General features: G+C 59.9%; 15 protein-coding genes. 2 read left to right on the top strand and 13 right to left on the bottom strand.

Annotated elements, in window-relative coordinates:
• Window positions 1-12: 12 nt before the first annotated feature.
• On the top strand, window positions 13-909 hold the full coding sequence (locus PL640_RS19575; RefSeq protein WP_142841992.1) for a dihydrodipicolinate synthase family protein: 897 nt from the start codon (window positions 13-15) through the stop codon (window positions 907-909).
• 120 nt (window positions 910-1,029) lie between these two features.
• Here the strand turns inward: PL640_RS19575 and PL640_RS19570 are convergent, their stop codons facing one another.
• A complete protein-coding gene (locus tag PL640_RS19570; RefSeq protein WP_271363144.1) occupies window positions 1,030-2,289 on the bottom strand; it encodes a Zn-dependent hydrolase in 1,260 nt (419 codons plus the stop codon).
• 10 nt (window positions 2,290-2,299) lie between these two features.
• Window positions 2,300-3,145: a BtpA/SgcQ family protein gene (locus PL640_RS19565; RefSeq protein WP_271363143.1), complete on the bottom strand. Its 846-nt coding sequence runs from the start codon at window positions 3,143-3,145 to the stop codon at window positions 2,300-2,302.
• A gap of 24 nt (window positions 3,146-3,169) precedes the next feature.
• Here PL640_RS19565 and PL640_RS19560 point away from each other — a divergent pair, with 24 nt between their 5' ends.
• Window positions 3,170-4,066 carry a ribokinase gene (locus PL640_RS19560; protein WP_271363142.1) on the top strand — a complete coding sequence of 299 codons (897 nt, stop codon included), beginning with the start codon at window positions 3,170-3,172 and terminating at the stop codon, window positions 4,064-4,066.
• Window positions 4,067-4,075: 9 nt separating this feature from the next.
• Here the strand turns inward: PL640_RS19560 and PL640_RS19555 are convergent, their stop codons facing one another.
• From PL640_RS19555 to PL640_RS19505, 11 genes are all read right to left on the bottom strand, one after another.
• Window positions 4,076-4,846, bottom strand: coding sequence for a glutamine amidotransferase (locus PL640_RS19555; RefSeq protein ID WP_271363141.1), 771 nt, complete (start codon window positions 4,844-4,846; stop codon window positions 4,076-4,078).
• A 24-nt stretch (window positions 4,847-4,870) separates the two neighbouring features.
• On the bottom strand, window positions 4,871-5,938 hold the full coding sequence (locus PL640_RS19550) for a phosphotriesterase family protein (protein WP_271363140.1): 1,068 nt from the start codon (window positions 5,936-5,938) through the stop codon (window positions 4,871-4,873).
• 4 nt (window positions 5,939-5,942) lie between these two features.
• Window positions 5,943-6,947, bottom strand: a complete 1,005-nt coding sequence (locus tag PL640_RS19545) for an ABC transporter permease (protein WP_269699981.1) — start codon at window positions 6,945-6,947, stop codon at window positions 5,943-5,945.
• Window positions 6,944-7,747, bottom strand: coding sequence for an ATP-binding cassette domain-containing protein (locus PL640_RS19540; protein ID WP_142841985.1), 804 nt, complete (start codon window positions 7,745-7,747; stop codon window positions 6,944-6,946). The genes PL640_RS19545 and PL640_RS19540 overlap by 4 nt, the downstream gene beginning before the upstream one ends.
• Window positions 7,744-8,697 carry an ABC transporter substrate-binding protein gene (locus PL640_RS19535; RefSeq protein ID WP_271363139.1) on the bottom strand — a complete coding sequence of 318 codons (954 nt, stop codon included), beginning with the start codon at window positions 8,695-8,697 and terminating at the stop codon, window positions 7,744-7,746. Before PL640_RS19535 ends, PL640_RS19540 begins: the two co-directional genes overlap by 4 nt.
• 34 nt (window positions 8,698-8,731) lie before the next feature.
• Window positions 8,732-9,757 (bottom strand): LacI family DNA-binding transcriptional regulator, encoded by a 1,026-nt coding sequence (locus PL640_RS19530; protein WP_269700066.1) that lies wholly within the window; start codon window positions 9,755-9,757, stop codon window positions 8,732-8,734.
• 656 nt (window positions 9,758-10,413) lie between these two features.
• Window positions 10,414-12,066, bottom strand: coding sequence for an OFA family MFS transporter (locus PL640_RS19525; RefSeq protein WP_142841983.1), 1,653 nt, complete (start codon window positions 12,064-12,066; stop codon window positions 10,414-10,416).
• A 114-nt stretch (window positions 12,067-12,180) separates the two neighbouring features.
• Window positions 12,181-12,522 (bottom strand): formate dehydrogenase subunit delta, encoded by a 342-nt coding sequence (locus PL640_RS19520; RefSeq protein ID WP_142841982.1) that lies wholly within the window; start codon window positions 12,520-12,522, stop codon window positions 12,181-12,183.
• Window positions 12,523-12,590: 68 nt separating this feature from the next.
• Window positions 12,591-15,473 carry a formate dehydrogenase subunit alpha gene (gene fdhF, locus PL640_RS19515; protein ID WP_271363138.1) on the bottom strand — a complete coding sequence of 961 codons (2,883 nt, stop codon included), beginning with the start codon at window positions 15,471-15,473 and terminating at the stop codon, window positions 12,591-12,593.
• Window positions 15,474-15,477: 4 nt separating this feature from the next.
• On the bottom strand, window positions 15,478-17,034 hold the full coding sequence (locus tag PL640_RS19510; protein ID WP_271363137.1) for a formate dehydrogenase beta subunit: 1,557 nt from the start codon (window positions 17,032-17,034) through the stop codon (window positions 15,478-15,480).
• Window positions 17,031-17,510: a formate dehydrogenase subunit gamma gene (locus tag PL640_RS19505; RefSeq protein WP_271363136.1), complete on the bottom strand. Its 480-nt coding sequence runs from the start codon at window positions 17,508-17,510 to the stop codon at window positions 17,031-17,033. The genes PL640_RS19510 and PL640_RS19505 overlap by 4 nt, the downstream gene beginning before the upstream one ends.
• Window positions 17,511-17,542 lie beyond the last annotated feature (32 nt).

The raw sequence follows: 17,542 nt of genomic DNA, 5'->3' as shown, positions 1-17,542 counted from the left end.
AGGAACAAATTGATGACGACATTCGATTTTCGCCAGGCCCTGCAGGGTATCTCCGGCGTTCCCGTGACGGCTTATGATGCAGGCGGCGAAGTGGACGCCGGTGTCACCGCCGAGGTTTACGCCCGCGTGGCAAAGGCAGGCATCCACAACATCGTCGCGGCGGGCAATACCGGCGAGTTCTACGCCCTGACGCCGGCTGAAATTCTACGGGTTTTTGAGGCCGCGATAAAAGGCGTAAACGGGAAGGCCCCGGTGACGGCGGCGATCGGACGCTCGCAGCGCGAAGCGCTGTCCATGGCGCGGCAGGCAAAGGACATGGGGGCTTCCGCCGTCATGTCGCATCAGCCGGTCGACCCGTTTGCAGCCCCGCAATCGCAGATCGACTACTTTCTCGGCCTCGCAGAGGGCAGCGAATTGCCGCTGGTGGCCTATGTCAGGGCCGACGGTTTTTCGGTCGATGACATGGTAAGGCTTTCCAGCCACCAGAATGTCGCCGGCATCAAATTCGCAACGACGGATATCATGCTTCTGTCGCGCGCGATCGCCGCCTCCGATCCGAACGGCGCACTATATGTCTGCGGATTGGCTGAAAGCTGGGCACCCGCCTTTTGCGCCGCCGGTGCACGCGGCTTCACATCCGGTCTGGTGAACGTTGCGCCGCAATTCTCACTGCAGGTCCTCGACGCACTGACATCAGGGGATTTTGACGCGGCGCGCAAGATCGTCGAAAAGATCGAGTTGTTCGAACGGTTGCGGACACGTTATCGCAATGGCGCAAATGTGACGGTGGTGAAAGAGGCGATGGAAATCCTCGGCCTCGCTGTCGGTCCCGTTCGCGCACCCGGACTTGCGCGCCTCGATAAGGAGGATCGCGCAACGCTGGAAGGATTGCTTGCCAGCTGGCGCTGACGGACGCACCGCCCGCGGGCCGCATGTTTCCGGGTTCGAATCTGACCTGATGGGCCAGCTTGTGACAGGCAACTCGCCGGTTGCCGGTTACGTTTCCATCAAACGAGTGGCAGTCTGATCTCACCCCTCGACTGTCGCCAGTGATGGCAATTGAAGGAGCGCGGCCAAAAGCATGTTGCAGCCGGCAATACTATGCTCGGGTTCAACATGTTCCGCTTCGTTGTGACTGAGACCATCGCGGCACGGAACGAAAATCATCGCCGATGGCGCGACCCGGTTCATGAACAGCGCATCGTGAAAAGCACCCGACAACATCCGTCGCGTCGCAAAACCGCGCTCCAGCGCAGCACGGTCGAGGGCCGATAGAATGCCCTCCTCAAAATTTGCGGGCGGCATGTCGAATATCTGACGGATTGTCGCTTCGCAGCCCTGCGCCAATGCAGCATCCCCCACAACCGCACGGATTTTCTCCTCCATGTCGTCAAGCCTTTCGGAAGACGGGTGTCGGAGATCCACGGTGAAGGTGGCGGTTTGCGGAATGGCGTTGACGGCGCCGGGCTGCAACGCAATTCGACCGACCGTGAAGCGGGCGTCAGGGTCTGACGGCATGATAGCGGGAAAAAGGGATCCAAGCGCATTCACCGCGGCATGAAACGGATCGCGTCGGTACATGAGTGCCGTCGTCCCGGCGTGAGCGGTCTGTCCGGTCAACGTCACTTCCAGCCAGCGTGTACCCTGTATCCCCGTGACGATGCCGATTGGCAGCCCCTCTTTTTCGAGAGACGGCCCCTGCTCGATATGGACCTCAAGAAAAGCAAAGACCGGAAACCCGAGGCCACGCATGGTTGCTTCGGGCAGGCTTTGCAGGGTTGCGGCAAGCTCACCTGCAAATTCGGCGCCATCATCCGTTGCCGGCAGGCTTGACCAGTTCGTTGGTATGGTCCCGCTCGCAAAGGCCGTCGACCCCATGCAGCCGGGCGCGAAGCGGCAGCCTTCTTCATTGGTAAAAGCTACGACCTCAACGGGACGCTCCGTCTCAACGCCGAAATCTTCAAGGGTCTCAAGAACCTCAAAAGCTGAAAGCGTTCCAAGCGCGCCATCAAACCGGCCACCCGACGGTTGACTGTCGAGATGGCTGCCGATCACCAGCGGTGAAAGACTGTCGTCCCGCCCATTTCTGCGAATGAAAAGATTGGCGATGGGATCCTGAAACACGGAAAATCCGCGCTCCAGGGCAAGTTGCGTCAACAGCCGTCGCGCATCGCGATCAAGCCGTGTAAGGGCCTGCCGATTCACGCCTCCCCTGTCGGTGGCGCCGATTGCTGCGAAACGATCCAGGTTTGCCAGAAGTCTTTCACCGTTGATCGCAAATTGTCCCATCTTTATCTCCTCATCGGGCATCAAGGGCGGGCCGGGCAGCCGCCACGAAAGAACGCACGCGCGACAGCTCCACAGGGTTCCACCACACCCCGCCTTCCTTGAGCGATGAGGCGACAATCACGCCATTGGTACGTTTGAGGATTTCGACGATATTGCCCTCATTGACACCCGATCCGACCAGCAGCGGCAGATGCGTCGCCGCACCGATTTCCTCTATTTCCTCAAGGGATGCGCTGTTGCCGGTGCGCTGGCCCGTCGCAATGACACCATCGGCATCGAAGAAGGCGAGATCGCGCGTCAGCTCATCAATGCTGCGATCCGCCGTGATGGCATGGGCGCCGTGCTTGACATGGCTGTCTGCAAAAACCTTGATATGCTCCGCCCTCAGCAGCGAACGGTAGCGCATCGCCTCGGCCGCTCGCCCCTCCATGAAACCTTCATTGGCCACATAGGCATTTGCCCATTGGTTGACGCGGATGAACTTTGCCCCGCCCGCCATTGCGATCGCGAAGGCCGGGATGGGCGCATTGGCCAGCACGTTGATGCCAACCGGCACGCCCGCGGCGCGAACGATACGGTCCGTCACCACGCTCATGAAGGCTGACGTTTCCGGTCCGATATCGTCCGGCTTGGAAAATGGCACGTCTCCGTGGTTTTCGATGACCAGACCATGCATGCCGCCCTCGACAAGGCGTTCCGCATCGCGCATGCACGTATCATAGATGGCATCCATGTTCGCGTTCCGATAACGCGGCGCTCCCGGAAAGGCCGGGCAGTGAACCATGCCGATCAATGCCTTGCTTCGGCCGAAAATTTCTTGAATGGCATTGGCTGTGTTGTCGGATATGGTCTGCATTTAAATCCCTTTCGAAAGTTCTTCATGCGCGCCTTTGTTATCGGCAATATCGCACTCGATGAAACCTATTCCATTTCAGCGCTGCCCGAGGCAGGCGCTTCGATATTTGGCGAGCAGGCCTCGCGCAGTCTCGGTGGAAAAGGCTGCAATCAGGCCATTGTTCTTTCACGATGCGGCGTCGAAACCACCCTGGTCGCTGCCGTCGGCAAGGACGATCGCGCCATTGCGATCGGAAGAGCGCTCACCCGCGAGCGCCTGACACCGAATCTCATTCCCGTCGACAGCCCCACCAGCGATATTTCCATCATTCTGACAACTCCGGACGGCGAAAACTCGATCATCACCACCCGTTCAGCAGCAGCAGCGCTTGATGAAAACGCAGCCTTGGACGCGCTTGGCAACGCCGTACCCGGTGACCTCCTCGTCCTGCAGGGCAATCTCTCGGAAGAAACAACCCTCGCCATTCTCAATGCGGCGAGATCGAAGGGGTTAAATACGGCCTTCAATCCTTCACCCCTGCAACCCTGGTTCACAAGCGTCCTGCCACTTATCGATATCGCCGTTCTCAATCGTATCGAGGCTGAGGCGCTGACCGGCGAGAACGGTGCCGAGGCTGGCGCTTTTCTGCTGCGTGCCGGTGTCGGTCTCGTCATCGTCACACTTGGTGGACAGGGCTGCGTGCTCGTGTCCACCGATGGTGCTACCGAAGTGCCGGCCGCACCCGCCGCAATCGTCGACACAACCGGTGCCGGCGATTGCTTCACGGGCGTAGCGCTTGCTTCCGCCATGCTTCGCGGTGTCGCCGTGGATGCGCGCGCCCTTGAGGATGCCTCAAGGGCCGCCGCCATCACGGTCGGTCGCCGTGGTACGCAGGATGCCTTTCCCAGCCATGAAGAGCTGATGGCCATTCTGCGGACTTAGCCCCTCCGATCACGGCTTTTCCGTCAGCCAGCCGAGAATATTCTTCCACAGGCGACCATACCCGTCCCATTCGCAGAAGGCAGGAGAGAGCCAGTGCGGACCAATGTCGGAGGTCCATGCCGCCGTGCGGCCCTTGCCGAAACGTCCGGTCACGAGCAGGGGATGGGAACCCTGATCTTCCGGCAGCCGGGCAACCACCTCGACATCGGCGCGATCGCGAACCTCGACCTCGTTCACCCCGAGCAGAAGCGGCCACTCGCCAGAAAGGCCCGCGACGGTCGGATGGTCGGGTTTCAGAATATCTGCGGTCGAGCCTTCCGGAATTTCCACCCGGTCATCCCAGGGAAGGCAGGTCACAGGCAGTGTATCTTCGACCGGTGTACGACGCCAGCGGGCCTTGCCGTCGATCCCCTGGAAGGAAAAATAACCGCCGACCATCAGCAGGCCACCGCCCTTTTCGACCCAGGCCTTCAGCAGTTTCAACCGGTTCGGCACCGTTTTGGAATGCAGCCAGACGGCTGGCGGCAATAGAAGCGAATTTGCGCCGATGTCTGAAAGAATGATCGCGTCATAGACGTCCAGTCCGGCCATCTCGAACGGGAATTTCTCCACCGCATCATGGGCTGTCATATAGGTCAGCTCATAGTCGCTGCCCTCCAGCGCCTTGACCAGAGGCTCGGCTCCGAGGTGGAAGGTGACGCTGCCGAACTGATCGAAACCTTTGTAGTGAGTAGCCGAGCTGACCCAGCTTTCACCGACGAGAAGCACTTTTTTTGTCATGATCTTTCCATTTCCATAAGTTCATCAGGCCTTTGCCTGAAAGACCGAGAGCGGATTATTCCGCATAAGGGTTTGAAGAGCGGTGTCGCCAAGACCGTGCCGTTTCAGGCGCGGCAGGAAATGCTTGAGAATATAGGCGTAGCCATTGCCGCCATATCGCGTCAGCATCATTTTCAGGAAGACGTCATGGGAGAGGAGAATACGATCCAGGTAACCGCGTTCCGCCAGCGCGACGATGGAGCGGGCTGCATCCTCGTCGCTCGGGCATTGCACCTGCTGGTCGGCATAGAAAAAATCCATGCCGATCATGTCGTATTCGATGAAGGCGCCGCGCGCGGCAAGCTCCCCCTGATAGGCAAGATCGTCATGCGAAGGGTTCATGTGGCAAAGAACGGTATGCCTTAAATCCGCCCCCTCCCCGGCGACGATATCGAGAACCCTGTGCCCCAGCCGCAGCCATCCCGGCAGATGTACCATTAGCGGCAGGCCGATACGGACCTGTGCCTGTGCCGCGCCGCGCAGGGATTTCTCCTCTTCCGGTGTGAAATCGGCGGAGACGCCGATTTCACCGATCAGGCCAATCTTGATGCCAGTGCCATCGACACCATGAAGCGCCTCGCCGACGATTTCGTCCGCAATCGCCTCGACACTGAGGTTCGCCACCTTGCCGGGATGGGATGAGGCGAGGTAATAGCCCGCTCCCATGACGATGTTGAGCCCCGTGGCCTCGGATATCCTTTTCAGCGCCGCCGGGTTTCGGCCGATCCCCTGGCAGGTGGGCTCGACGACTGTTTGCCCGCCGGCACTGACAAAATCCATCAATTCCGCAATCGCCAGCGGCTCGTCATCCAGCGTAATATTATGCTTGTTGACGAAAGGGTCCTGGCGTAACTCGCCGAGGATTTCCATACAGACGAAACCATCGGCCAGATATTGCCGCTCCGGCGTCTTCGGCGCATGCCACCAGCACCGGCAATCATTGAGAATATGCTCGTGCATCAACGTCACACCGAGCTGTTCTGCCGGAACGGGCCCACGTACGGTCATGACCTTGCCGGAACGGACATGTCCTTCGGACAATTCTGAGGTCATGGCATCAACCCTTTCTTTTCACGCCGAAACGGAAATTGGTGGTGAAGATGCGCGTGTTGAGCCAGATAGCGGCAAGGATGATCGCACCGGTGACGATCTGGGTGAAAAACGGCGAGATATGCATGAGGATGAGGCCATTACCGATCACCGCGATCGTCATGGTACCGAGCACGGTGCCAAGAATGGTACCGCGGCCGCCCATCAGTGATGTGCCGCCGAGAACCACCGCCGCCACGACCTGCAATTCAAAGCCGACCGCCGCATTGGAGGAACCCGAACCCAGCCGGGCCGCAATCAGGAGACCGGCAATGGCGGACGCCACCCCGGCGCCGAGATAGACGGAAGCGAGAATCCACTTCGCCGGCATGCCGACGCGCCGCGCCGCCTCAAGGTTGGAGCCGACGGCCACGACGCGGCGTCCATATCGTGTGCTCGAGAGAATGACATAGGCGATCGCCGTCATGAATATTCCGATCAATGCCGGAACGGGCATACCCAGCAGATCGCCGCGACCGAGATAGAAAAAGCCCGGCGCGTCAGGTATCGGTATGGAATAACCCTGGGTGATGTACAGTGCCACGCCACGCAGGATGGACAGGCCGGCCAGTGTGACGATGAATGCCGGAATGCCCTGGTAGGCGATGAACCAGCCCTGCAGCAGGCCAAGCACCCCACCCAGCATCAGCATGGCCACCAGAACCAGCGGCCAGGCGTAACCCGCCGCCAGCAGAATGGCACCAACGGCATTGATAAGCGCCACCATGGAACCGACCGACAGGTCGATACCGCCGGTTATGATAACCAGTGTCATGGCAATCGAGACGATCAGGATCGGCGCGGCCTGACGAATGACATTCAACAGATTGCCGGCCGTCAGAAACGTATCCGTCGTGGCGGAGAAAAACACCAGGCAAAGGGCGAAGAATACCGCGATAGACAGGACTTGCGCATTTTCCGCGATGAAATCCGACAGCGGTGAGCCCTTGGCGCGTTCAGTATAGACGTTCAATGGCGTTGTCCTCCCACGATCAGCCGGACGAGGTCTTCAAGGCCGGTTTCGTTGATCTGGCGCTCCGCCACCTTGGTGCCCTCATACATGACAGCAATGCGGTCGCAGACGCGGAAGAGATCCTGAAGGCGATGGGTGATGAGAATGACCGATACGCCCTTCGCCTTGACACGATTGATGAGCGAAAGCACGGCTTCCACCTCCGCAACGGCAAGCGCCGAGGTGGGCTCATCCATGATCAGGACCTTCGGATTGAAAGAGGCCGCCCGGGCAATGGCAATCGCCTGGCGCTGGCCGCCGGAGAGCTTTTCCACCTTGGCGGTAAGACGCGGTATGCGGATTTCCAGCGCATCCAGCATCTTGCGGGCTTCCGTAAGCATGGTTTGCCGGTCGAGGAAAGGTCCCTTGGTGATTTCACGTCCAAGGAAGAGGTTCCCCACCACATCGATATGGTCGCACAGGCTCAGGTCCTGAAAGACCATTTCAATGTTGCGATTGCGGGCGTCGGCCGGGCCCGAAAGGCGAATGGTTTCGCCTTCCATTGTGATCGTGCCCTCATCTGGAATGTAAGTTCCCGAGATCACCTTGGTCAGGGTCGATTTGCCCGCGGCATTGTCGCCGACGAGGCCGAGGCATTCACCGGGAAAAATGTCGAGATCGACACCCCGAAGTGCTTGATGCGACCCGAATGTCTTGCGGATGTTACGCAACGAGATACGCGCTTCACGATCGGCTTGCCGGGAGAGAATATCTCCCCCGGTGCCGTCGACAGCGCCTGTGTGCTGTCCGGCGGCAATCATTTGAAAACCGCGCGGTAGGGTTCGACATTGGTCTTGGTGACGATGGTTATCGGCACGGCGATCGTCTTTTCGACGGTGCCGCCATCGGCAACCGTCTTGAGCGCCTTGACAGCGGCCGCACCCATTGCGGCGGGATCCTGCTGGATGACACCTGCGACATAACCCGCATCGATACCGGCGATCGCCTGCTTGGTCAGGTCCCAACCGAAGACCTTGATGTCCTTCTGCTTGCTCTGGCTTTCAACGGCAGCGACCGCGCCCAGAAGGGCCGGCTCACCCGTGGCATAAATTGCGGTCATGTCCGGATTGCCGGTGATCAGGTTTTCCGCTGCGGAAAGTGCGGTGTCCTGAACATTCTGGCCATCGACAACACCGGCAGCCGTAATGCCGGACTTGTCCTTGATGGTTTCTTCAAAGCCCTTCTGGCGAATGTTCTGAATAAAGGAATTCAGCGCGCCGACGACGCCGATCTTGGCCTTGCCGCCCATGTCTGATTTCACGTAGTCGAGGAAGAATGTCCCCATGTCGGCACCGGCTTTGCCGTTATCCACGCCGATCTGCGCCTTCTGCGGGCCTTCCGGCAGAATGGCGTCAATCGCAACGACGGGAATATTGGCGGCAGCCGCCTGCTTTACGGCCGGCATGATGCCGTTGACGTCAATGGCGACGACGGCGATGCCGTCCACTTTCTGCTGGATGTAGGTTTCGATCGCGCTGTTCTGGGCCGCGGGATCGTTATTGGCATTAAAGATTACCAGCTTGACACCGGCCTCTTTCGCCGCTTTTTCCGCACCTTCGTTCATCTGGTTAAAAAACAGCGCCTGCTGATTGATCTGCACCAGGGCAATGGTCTTTTCAGCGGCATGGACCAGACCGGCAGACAAGGTCGCGCCGGAAAGGACGGTCGCAGCGAGAGCCGCAGAAAAATATCGACGTTTCAAATTTGGCATTATCGTTCTTCCTCTGTTGGTTCGTTGCTTTTTATTAGATCGCGGGCGGCGCAACGGATTCACGCACGACGATTTCGACGGGCAGCAACTCCTCCGATGGAAACGGAGGGTCCTGATCCCAATTGGTTTCAAGCAAAAGCGACAGGGCGCGCTGGCCAATGGCGCTGACAGGCTGGCGAATGGCGGTGAGCGGCGGTGCAAAAAGATGCAGTGGCCCGACATCATCGAAGCCGATCATCGAGACATCCTGCGGAATGCGCACGCCTTCAGCACGCAGGACCTCGATAAACCCGATGGCGATTTCGTCCGAACTTGCGAATATCGCCGTCGCCGGACGCCCCTCCTCCAGAAAGCGTCGGGCAGCCGCCCGGCCGAATTCGACTGTATATGCGCCGCAATATCTGGAAATCGAAAGCTCCGCCTGCGCCACCCTTTCGGAGAGTGCGGATTTGAACCCGCTGAAACGACGTTCTGTACTGATCATGTCCTCGGGACCGCCGACGTAAAGCACCCGGCGATGTCCGTGCTCCGCCAGATGCGCGCCCGCGAGGCGCCCCCCTTGCTCATTATCGCAAAAGAGCTTGGGAACGATTGCGCCGGGCACATCTTCATCCACCACAACAACCTTGCCGGTGGTGTTGATCAGTTCTGCCAGTTCATCGGTATTGGGATGGTTGGTGATGAAGACGAGCCCATCGACATGGTTACGGGCAAGCAGTCGCAGATATGACAATTCGCGACCCGTGCGGTTCAGCGTGGCAAACAGCGATACGGCAAGACCGCGTCGATCCGCCTCTTCTTCCACGGCCGCGACGAGCATGCCGAAAAACGGATTGCCGATATCTGGAACCACGAGGCCGATCGTGTCCGAGCGCCCACGGCTCAAACGTCGGGCATGGGGATTAGGGACATAATTGAGCTCACGAATGGCGCTCTCGATGCGCGTTTTCGTCTCTGCCGGCAGCTCCAGCGTACCGTTCAGCAATCGTGATATCGTCGCAACGGAAACACCCGCGGCCCGGGCAACGTCCTTCAGACTGGTCGCATGATTTCGCGCCATCATATTCCCATTTCCTGTTCCACTCATCGGGTCTTTTTCGACCTCTCTTCGGTTTGTAAATCGCTTTACTAAACCGGTTTACAAAGAAATCCAAAATTCGAACGGAGTCAATATGGTTTCGTCGCCGCCACGAAAATTGCTGCGTAGCAAGGGTGTCGCCCGCGTTTCGATCTCCCGATCGGATCGACAGGCGTGAAAAGGTTAGATTTCAGGTGACCGATCAAAGGTTAAGCCGAAAACCCGCAATCGCCGGGAGAACCGGCCTGCTGCCGACCGTGAGATAACTTGGGAAGAACAAGGTCTCCCGCACGCCTGACGGCGGGAAATTTCTAAAGGACGTCCAATCCAAACGGAATCGTTGGACGTGCTCTATCCTTTTGTTTTTCCAAATTTTCCGGACGTAAAACAGCTAAGCACTTTTACTGAAAAATGCTCCAAGACGTGGCTTGGCTGACAAATTCTCCAGGTTCAGATGATTGCGGAGCGGGATTTGAACCCGCCGTGAACCGGAGTTTTTCGCAAACGGGGGGCGGCTCATCGGACATGGGTCCGAGCCGCCCCCTGATATGGCCTGATCAAATGATATGCCGACCGTGGGCTGGCACGCACTTCTCCGGGTGGCACGTTGATTAGCGCCACCCGAATGTGATGAACGCTCAGCCGAACAGCGCCAGACTGCTCTTTACCGTGACCCACACGCCCCAGAGGAGCGGTATGCCGACAGCGAGCCAGGCAAAGACGGCCTTGGTGTCGAGGCCGCCCCTGCCGATGCCGAAGGAACCGGTTGGGCCGGCGCTGGCGGCAGCGGTTTTTGCCTGAAGTGCGGCAACCTCCGCATCCGACATGAACCATTTCTCCGGCAACGGCCTCACCAGCGCATTGGCGACAAGGCCGATCGCCAGCATGCCTGCCAGAATATACATGGTGCTGGTGTAGAGCGCCGGACCAGGCGCAACACCGGCGGCTATCTGCGCTTCACGGATGTAATTGACCACCACCGGTCCGGCAATGCCCGCCGTTGCCCATGCCGTCAGCAGCCGGCCGTGGATGGCGCCGACGAACTGCGTGCCGAAGATATCGGCAAGATAGGCTGGAATGGTCGCAAAACCACCGCCATACATCGACAGGATGATGCCCAGAGCCAGAACGAAAAATGCCTTGGATCCCATCGTCGCCAGTGTCGGGGCCAGCGCGTAAAGAATGATGCCGAGGATGAAGAAGCAGAAGTAGGTGTTCTTGCGGCCCAACTTGTCGGACATGGAGGCCCAGAAGAACCGCCCGCCGATGTTGAACAACGACAGCAGGCCGGTGAAACCTGCCGCGATGGCGGCAATCTGCGCCTTCTGCCCCGCATCCAGCTCGGCGAAGCCCACGCCCGGCAGGCCGATCAGCGAGCCGGCGAAAATTTCCTGCAGCATCGGCGAGGCCATGCCGATAACACCGATGCCGGCCGAGACGTTCAGGCACAGAACCGCCCAGATCAGCCAGAACTGCGGTGTCTTGTGCGCGTCACGCAGATGCACGTGACGATGGGTTATCATCGCGCTCTTGGCCGCAGGCGCCGTCCAGCCTTCCGGACGCCAGCCGGCCGGCGGAATACGGTAACCAAAGGCGCCGGCCATCATGAAGGCGAAATAGATCAACGCCATGACGACGAAAGTCTGCCAGACGCCGACGGAAACATCCGTCTTGAAGGTGTTCATCAGGATATTGGCAAGCGGCGCACCGATCATCGCCCCACCGCCGAAGCCCATGATGGCCATGCCCGTCGCCATGCCGCGACGATCCGGGAACCATTTGATCAGGGTCGAGACCGGCGAGATGTAACCAAGGCCGAGACCGATACCTCCGATGACACCCGCGCCCACCCACATGAGCCATAATTGATGCGTCATGACGCCGAGTGCTGCAACCAGAATGCCGCCGCACCAGCAGCAGGCGGAAACGAAACCAGCCTTGCGTGGTCCCACCCGCTCCAGCCAGCCGCCCCAGATTGCCGCCGAGCAACCCAGGAGGACGAAAAACAGCGTGTAGATCCAGCCAAGATCGGCCACACGCCAGTTGCACTGCGTGGTAAACAAAGCGCCGACAAGGGTAAGACTGGAGCAGCTGGGGTCCGTCGCCGGCAAGGCCTTCGACAATGGCAGCCAGAAAACACTGAAGCCATAGGCCATGCCGATGCATAGATGAATGGCCAATGCTGCCGGTGGCACCAGCCAGCGGTTAAATCCGGGTTTTGCTATGATCCGTTCGCGGTCCAGAATTCCGGCCTGCACCGGTTCTCCCGCAGATACGCCTGCTACTGCCATCGACATTACCTCCCTCGTGGATGTCTGGACAAATTTCATACGCCCCATGTGACAGGGCGAAACCGCCGAATGCTCTCCCATGCGGCAATTGGTAAAAGGCGACCCTCGCCGCGTTCAGTGTCTGGTTTCGGGAATACTCGGCTCGGACAGGGACTCACCCGCAGCCGGCCCCTTGCCTCCCGGCGCACCCTTTGCATCCTCCCCAAGCCCCACCGCATCGGCGGTGGGTGTTCCGGGTCTCTTGATCTCCGCTGAGGCTGCGATCACCAGCGGCAGAAAATCGCCGGCACCGGCATCCACGATCTCGAAAAACCGGCGGCGCATGCGCGGCTCCCAGAATTTGTTGATGTGGGTGGCGACACCGTCAATGCGGACATCCTCCGGCTGAGACAGGAAAAAAGTCGCGATCTGGTTCGCCATTCTCACCAGTTTTTCGTCGGTGTGATTTAGCAACATACTGTTCCCCGCGCCGCCTGCCGGTCGGCGTCCATGTTTCAAGTGGCCGGGGCACCCCCCGGCCCCGATTATTCGGCTGCCTCCAGCTTGCCGGTGATCCGCCGCGACCGGCGGCCGAGCGCATCATACTCCTCCTGCCATTCCGTCGGCCCGTTGGAAGGTGATATCTGCACGGCGGTCACCTTGTATTCGGGACAGTTGGTCGCCCAGTCGGAGAAGTCGGTGGTGATGACGTTCGCCTGCGTGCCGGGATGGTGGAAGGTCGTATAGACCACGCCCGGCGCGACGCGGTCGGTGATCAGCGCCCTCAGCGTCGTGTCTCCGGAGCGGCTGGCAAGCTTCACCCAGTCGCCATCCTTGACGCCGCGCTGTTCGGCATCATGCGGGTGGATTTCCAGCCGATCCTCCTCATGCCACACGACGTTTTCGGTGCGCCGTGTCTGCGCGCCGACATTGTATTGCGACAGGATGCGGCCGGTGGTGAGCAGCAGCGGGAAGCGCGGGCCGGTGCGTTCATCCGTCGCCACATATTCCGTGCGGATGAACTTGCCCTTGCCGCGTACGAAGCCGTCGACATGCATGATCGGCGACCCCTGCGGGAACTTCTCGTTGCAGGGCCACTGCACCGAACCGTTCCGCTCGAGATAATCATAGGAAACGCTGGCGAAACTCGGTGTCGTCGCCGCAATTTCATCCATGATTTCCGACGGATGTGCATAGTTCCATGAAAGCCCCATGGCCTGCGCCAGCTTCTGTGTCACCTCCCAGTCGGCAAAACCGTTCTTCGGCGACATGACCCGGCGCACGCGGTTGATGCGGCGCTCGGCATTGGTGAAGGTGCCGTCCTTTTCGAGGAAGGTGGAACCGGGCAAAAAGACATGCGCATAATTCGCCGTCTCGTTCAGGAAGAGATCGTGCACCACGACACATTCCATGGCGGCAAGACCGGCGGACACGTGCTTCGTGTCCGGATCGGACTGGAGAATATCCTCGCCCTGAATGTAGATGCCCTTGAAGCTGCCATCCACGGCAGCGTCGAGCATATTGGGGATACGCAGCCCCGGCTCGTTGTTGAGCTTTACACCCCAGAGTTTCTCGAAGATGTCACGCGTGGCGTCATCGGAAATATGCCGGTAACCCGGAAGCTCATGCGGGAACGAGCCCATGTCGCAGGAGCCTTGAACGTTGTTCTGCCCGCGCAGCGGATTGACGCCCACGCCGGGGCGGCCAATATTGCCGGTGGCCATGGCCAGATTGGCAATCGCCATGACCGTGGTCGACCCCTGGCTGTGTTCGGTCACGCCAAGGCCGTAATAGATCGCACCATTGCCGTCACGGGCATAAAGGCGGGCGGCCCCGCGCAGTTCTTCCGCCGGAACACCGGTGAAACTTTCGGTTTCTTCCGGGCTGTGCTGAGGTTCGGCAACGAAAGCGGCCCAATCCTCGAATTCCGACCAGTCGCAACGCTCGCGGATGAAGGCCTCGTTGAACAGGCCTTCGGTGACGATCACATGTGCAAGCGCCGTCAGCACCGCCACGTTGGTGCCGGGCTTCAGCGGCAGGTGGAAGGATGCCTCCACATGCGGGCCGCGCACGAGATCGATACGGCGGGGATCGATGACGATCAGTTTTGCGCCCTGCCGCAGCCGCTTTTTCAGCCGGGAACCGAAGACCGGATGCCCATCCGTCGGATTGGCACCGATGACCACGACGACGTCGGAATGCTCCACGCTGTCGAAATTCTGCGTGCCGGCCGAGGTGCCAAAAGCCTGACCGAGACCATAGCCCGTGGGCGAGTGACAGACGCGGGCACAGGTATCGACATTGTTGTTGCCGAAACCGGCACGGATGAGTTTCTGGACGAGGAAGGTTTCTTCGTTCGTGCAGCGGGACGAGGTGATGCCGCCGATGGATTCCCGGCCATATTGGCCCTGAATACGCTGAAACTCCGACGCGACATGGGAGAAGGCCTCCTCCCACGTGACTTCCCGCCATGGATCGCTGATCTTTTCACGGATCATCGGGTTGAGGATACGGTCCCTGTGGGTCGCATAACCATAGGCGAAACGGCCCTTGACGCAGGAATGGCCGCGATTGGCCTGCCCGTCCTTCCATGGCACCATGCGCACCAGCTCTTCGCCGCGCATTTCCGCCTTGAAGGAACAGCCGACACCACAATAGGCGCAGGTCGTGACCAGCGAATGTTCCGGCTGGCCGATCTCGATCACCGATTTTTCCGTCAGTGTCGCGGTGGGGCAGGCCTGCACACAGGCACCGCAGGAAACGCAGTCGGAATCAAGGAAGGCCTCATGCGCGCCGGGTGACACGCGGCTTTCAAAACCACGCCCTTCAATCGTCAGTGCAAACGTGCCCTGCACTTCCTCGCAGGCGCGCACGCAGCGGGAGCAGACAATACATTTGGAAGGATCATAGGTGAAATAGGGATTGCTTTCGTCCTTCGGCATCCAGCGGGCATTGAGATCGCCATCACCGGTGCGTGCCTTGACGTGGTTGTCACCTTCATAACCGTAGCGCACATCGCGCAGGCCCACGGCACCGGCCATATCCTGCAATTCGCAATCGCCATTGGCGGCGCAGGTCAGACAGTCGAGCGGGTGATCGGAAATATAAAGCTCCATCACACCCTTGCGGATCTGCTTCAGCCGCTCCGTCTGCGTATGCACGACAAGACCGGCGGCGACAGGCGTGGTGCAGGAGGCGGGAGTGCCGTTGCGGCCTTCCACCTCGATAAGACAGAGCCGGCAGGAGCCGAAAGCATCCACCATATCGGTGGCGCAGAGTTTCGGCACGTCGATACCCGCTTCGCGTGAGGCCCGCATGATCGACGTTCCCGCCGGTACGGTGATCTGCCGCCCGTCGATGGTGAGCGTCACCATGTCCGTTGCGCGGGATTTCGGGGTTCCGTAGTCGAATTCAGAAATAAGGGCCATGGTCTTACTCCGCCGCTTCAACACGTGGGATGGGGGCAAAATCATCAGGGAAATGCCGGAGCGCGCTCATGACGGGATAGGGCGTAAAGCCGCCAAGCGCACAAAGCGAACCGAATTTCATGGTCTCGCAGAGGTCAGCGAGGAGCGCGGTGTTCTTCTCCCGCTCGATTCCGAGCGCGATCCTGTCAACCGTCTCGACGCCGCGCGTCGAGCCGATGCGACAGGGCGTGCACTTGCCGCAGCTTTCGACAGCGCAGAATTCCAGCGCGAACCGTGCCTGATGCAGCATGTCGGCGGTATCGTCAAACACCACGATACCGGCATGCCCGATAAGGCCACCAGCCGCCGTAAAGGCTTCATAGTCGAAGAGCGTGTCGAACAGCGAAACCGGGAAATAGGCGCCGAGCGGACCGCCCACCTGCACCGCCTTGACGGGACGGCCGGTGATCGTGCCGCCACCGATATCATTGACCAGCTGGCCGAGCGGCAGGCCGAAGGCGGTCTCGTAAAGCCCCCCATGCCGGATGTTTCCGGCAAGCTGGATGGGGATCGTGCCATGCGAACGGCCAACGCCGAAATCGCGGTAGAAAGCGGCACCGAGATCCATGATGACCGGAATGGATGCCAGCGAAATCACATTGTTGACGACGGTGGGTTTTCCGAACAGGCCCTGCAGGGCGGGTAGCGGCGGTTTGGCACGCACGGTGCCGCGCTTGCCTTCCAGGCTGTTGAGAAGTGATGTTTCCTCGCCGCAGACATAGGCGCCGGCACCCATGCGCACTTCGAGATCAAAGGCCCGCCCGGAACCGAGGACAGATGCGCCGATGATGCCTTCACGCCGGGCGATTTCGATTGCCTGCTCCATGACCTTGATCGCGTGCGGATATTCCGAGCGCGTATAGATGAAGCCCTTCGTCGCACCAACGGCAAGGCCGGCAATCGCCATGCCTTCGATCAGCACGAAGGGATCGCCTTCCATGATCATGCGGTCGGCGAAGGTGCCGCTATCGCCCTCGTCCGCATTGCAGACGATATATTTCTGGTCGGCCACCGCATCGGCAACGGTCTTCCATTTGATGCCCGTGGGGAAACCTGCGCCGCCGCGTCCGCGCAGGCCGCTTTCGGTCACCTGGGCGACAATGTCGAGCGGCGCCATGGCGACGGCTTTTTCGAGGCCTTTCATGCCCTGATAGGCGCGATAATCCTCCAGCGACAATGGATCAGTGACGCCGCAGCGCGCAAATGTCAGGCGCGTCTGGCTTTTCAGGAACGGGATGTCCTTGGTCGGCCCGAGACAGAGATGATGCTCGCCGCCAGTCAGAAAATCCGCATCGAAAAGCGAGGCGACGTCGCCGGCGTTCACCGGCCCGTAGGCGATGCGGCCATGGTCGGTGCGCACTTCGACCAGCACTTCGAGCCAGAGCATGCCGCGCGAACCGTTGCGGACAACATGCACATCAAGATTACGGCTGGCCGCTTCCCGGGCAATGGCGTCGGCCACGCGGTTTGCGCCAACGGCAAGCGCGGCGGAATCGCCGGGAACAAAAACGGTGACACTCATCGGCGCGCCTCCGTCAGAATGTCGCCAAGACAGTCCTCGTCAAGGCGGGCATGGACTTCGCCGTCCAGCATCAGGGCCGGCGCCTGCGCACAAAGCCCGAGACAGAAAACCGGTTCCAGCGTGACAGAGCCGTCAGCGGCGGTTTCGTGCCAGTCAAGGCCGAGCCGGGACTTTATGGTATCCGCCAGAGGCTCGCCACCCATCGACTGGCAAGCCTCGGCGCGACAGAGCTTCAAGACATGTCGGCCGGAAGGATGATCACGAAAATCGGGATAGAAGGTTACGACACCATGCACCTCCGCCCGCGACACATTCAGTGCAGAGGCGATGATCTGCTTGGCGCTTTCGGGAACGTAGCCGAATTCTTCCTGAACTGCGTGCAGGATGGGCAGCATCGGCCCTTCGAGGTGAAGAAAGTCGTCAATAACCGCGGAAACACGGGCCGCCTCATCTGCGGCAACCGCCTGGATATTCATAAGCCAGTCCTCCCAAACCGACAGGGGCAAGG

Origin of the sequence: Agrobacterium sp. ST15.16.024 (genome assembly GCF_027956545.1) — a bacterium.
Taxonomy (GTDB): Bacteria; Pseudomonadota; Alphaproteobacteria; order Rhizobiales; family Rhizobiaceae; genus Agrobacterium; species Agrobacterium cucumeris.
The sequence above is the reverse complement of the archived record's forward strand: the minus strand, read 5'-3'. Positions and strand labels throughout refer to the sequence as shown.

Bases quoted from the DNA above. Each gene is read 5' to 3' on its own strand.
- PL640_RS19575 (WP_142841992.1), top strand. From the start codon at position 13: ATGACGACATTCGATTTTCGCCAGGCCCTGCAGGGTATCTCCGGCGTT.
- PL640_RS19570 (WP_271363144.1), bottom strand. From the start codon at position 2,289: ATGGGACAATTTGCGATCAACGGTGAAAGACTTCTGGCAAACCTGGAT.
- PL640_RS19565 (WP_271363143.1), bottom strand. From the start codon at position 3,145: ATGCAGACCATATCCGACAACACAGCCAATGCCATTCAAGAAATTTTC.
- PL640_RS19560 (WP_271363142.1), top strand. From the start codon at position 3,170: ATGCGCGCCTTTGTTATCGGCAATATCGCACTCGATGAAACCTATTCC.
- PL640_RS19555 (WP_271363141.1), bottom strand. From the start codon at position 4,846: ATGACAAAAAAAGTGCTTCTCGTCGGTGAAAGCTGGGTCAGCTCGGCT.
- PL640_RS19550 (WP_271363140.1), bottom strand. From the start codon at position 5,938: ATGACCTCAGAATTGTCCGAAGGACATGTCCGTTCCGGCAAGGTCATG.
- PL640_RS19540 (WP_142841985.1), bottom strand. From the start codon at position 7,747: ATGATTGCCGCCGGACAGCACACAGGCGCTGTCGACGGCACCGGGGGA.
- PL640_RS19535 (WP_271363139.1), bottom strand. From the start codon at position 8,697: ATGCCAAATTTGAAACGTCGATATTTTTCTGCGGCTCTCGCTGCGACC.
- PL640_RS19530 (WP_269700066.1), bottom strand. From the start codon at position 9,757: ATGGCGCGAAATCATGCGACCAGTCTGAAGGACGTTGCCCGGGCCGCG.
- PL640_RS19525 (WP_142841983.1), bottom strand. From the start codon at position 12,066: ATGGCAGTAGCAGGCGTATCTGCGGGAGAACCGGTGCAGGCCGGAATT.
- PL640_RS19520 (WP_142841982.1), bottom strand. From the start codon at position 12,522: ATGTTGCTAAATCACACCGACGAAAAACTGGTGAGAATGGCGAACCAG.
- fdhF (WP_271363138.1), bottom strand. From the start codon at position 15,473: ATGGCCCTTATTTCTGAATTCGACTACGGAACCCCGAAATCCCGCGCA.
- PL640_RS19510 (WP_271363137.1), bottom strand. From the start codon at position 17,034: ATGAGTGTCACCGTTTTTGTTCCCGGCGATTCCGCCGCGCTTGCCGTT.
- PL640_RS19505 (WP_271363136.1), bottom strand. From the start codon at position 17,510: ATGAATATCCAGGCGGTTGCCGCAGATGAGGCGGCCCGTGTTTCCGCG.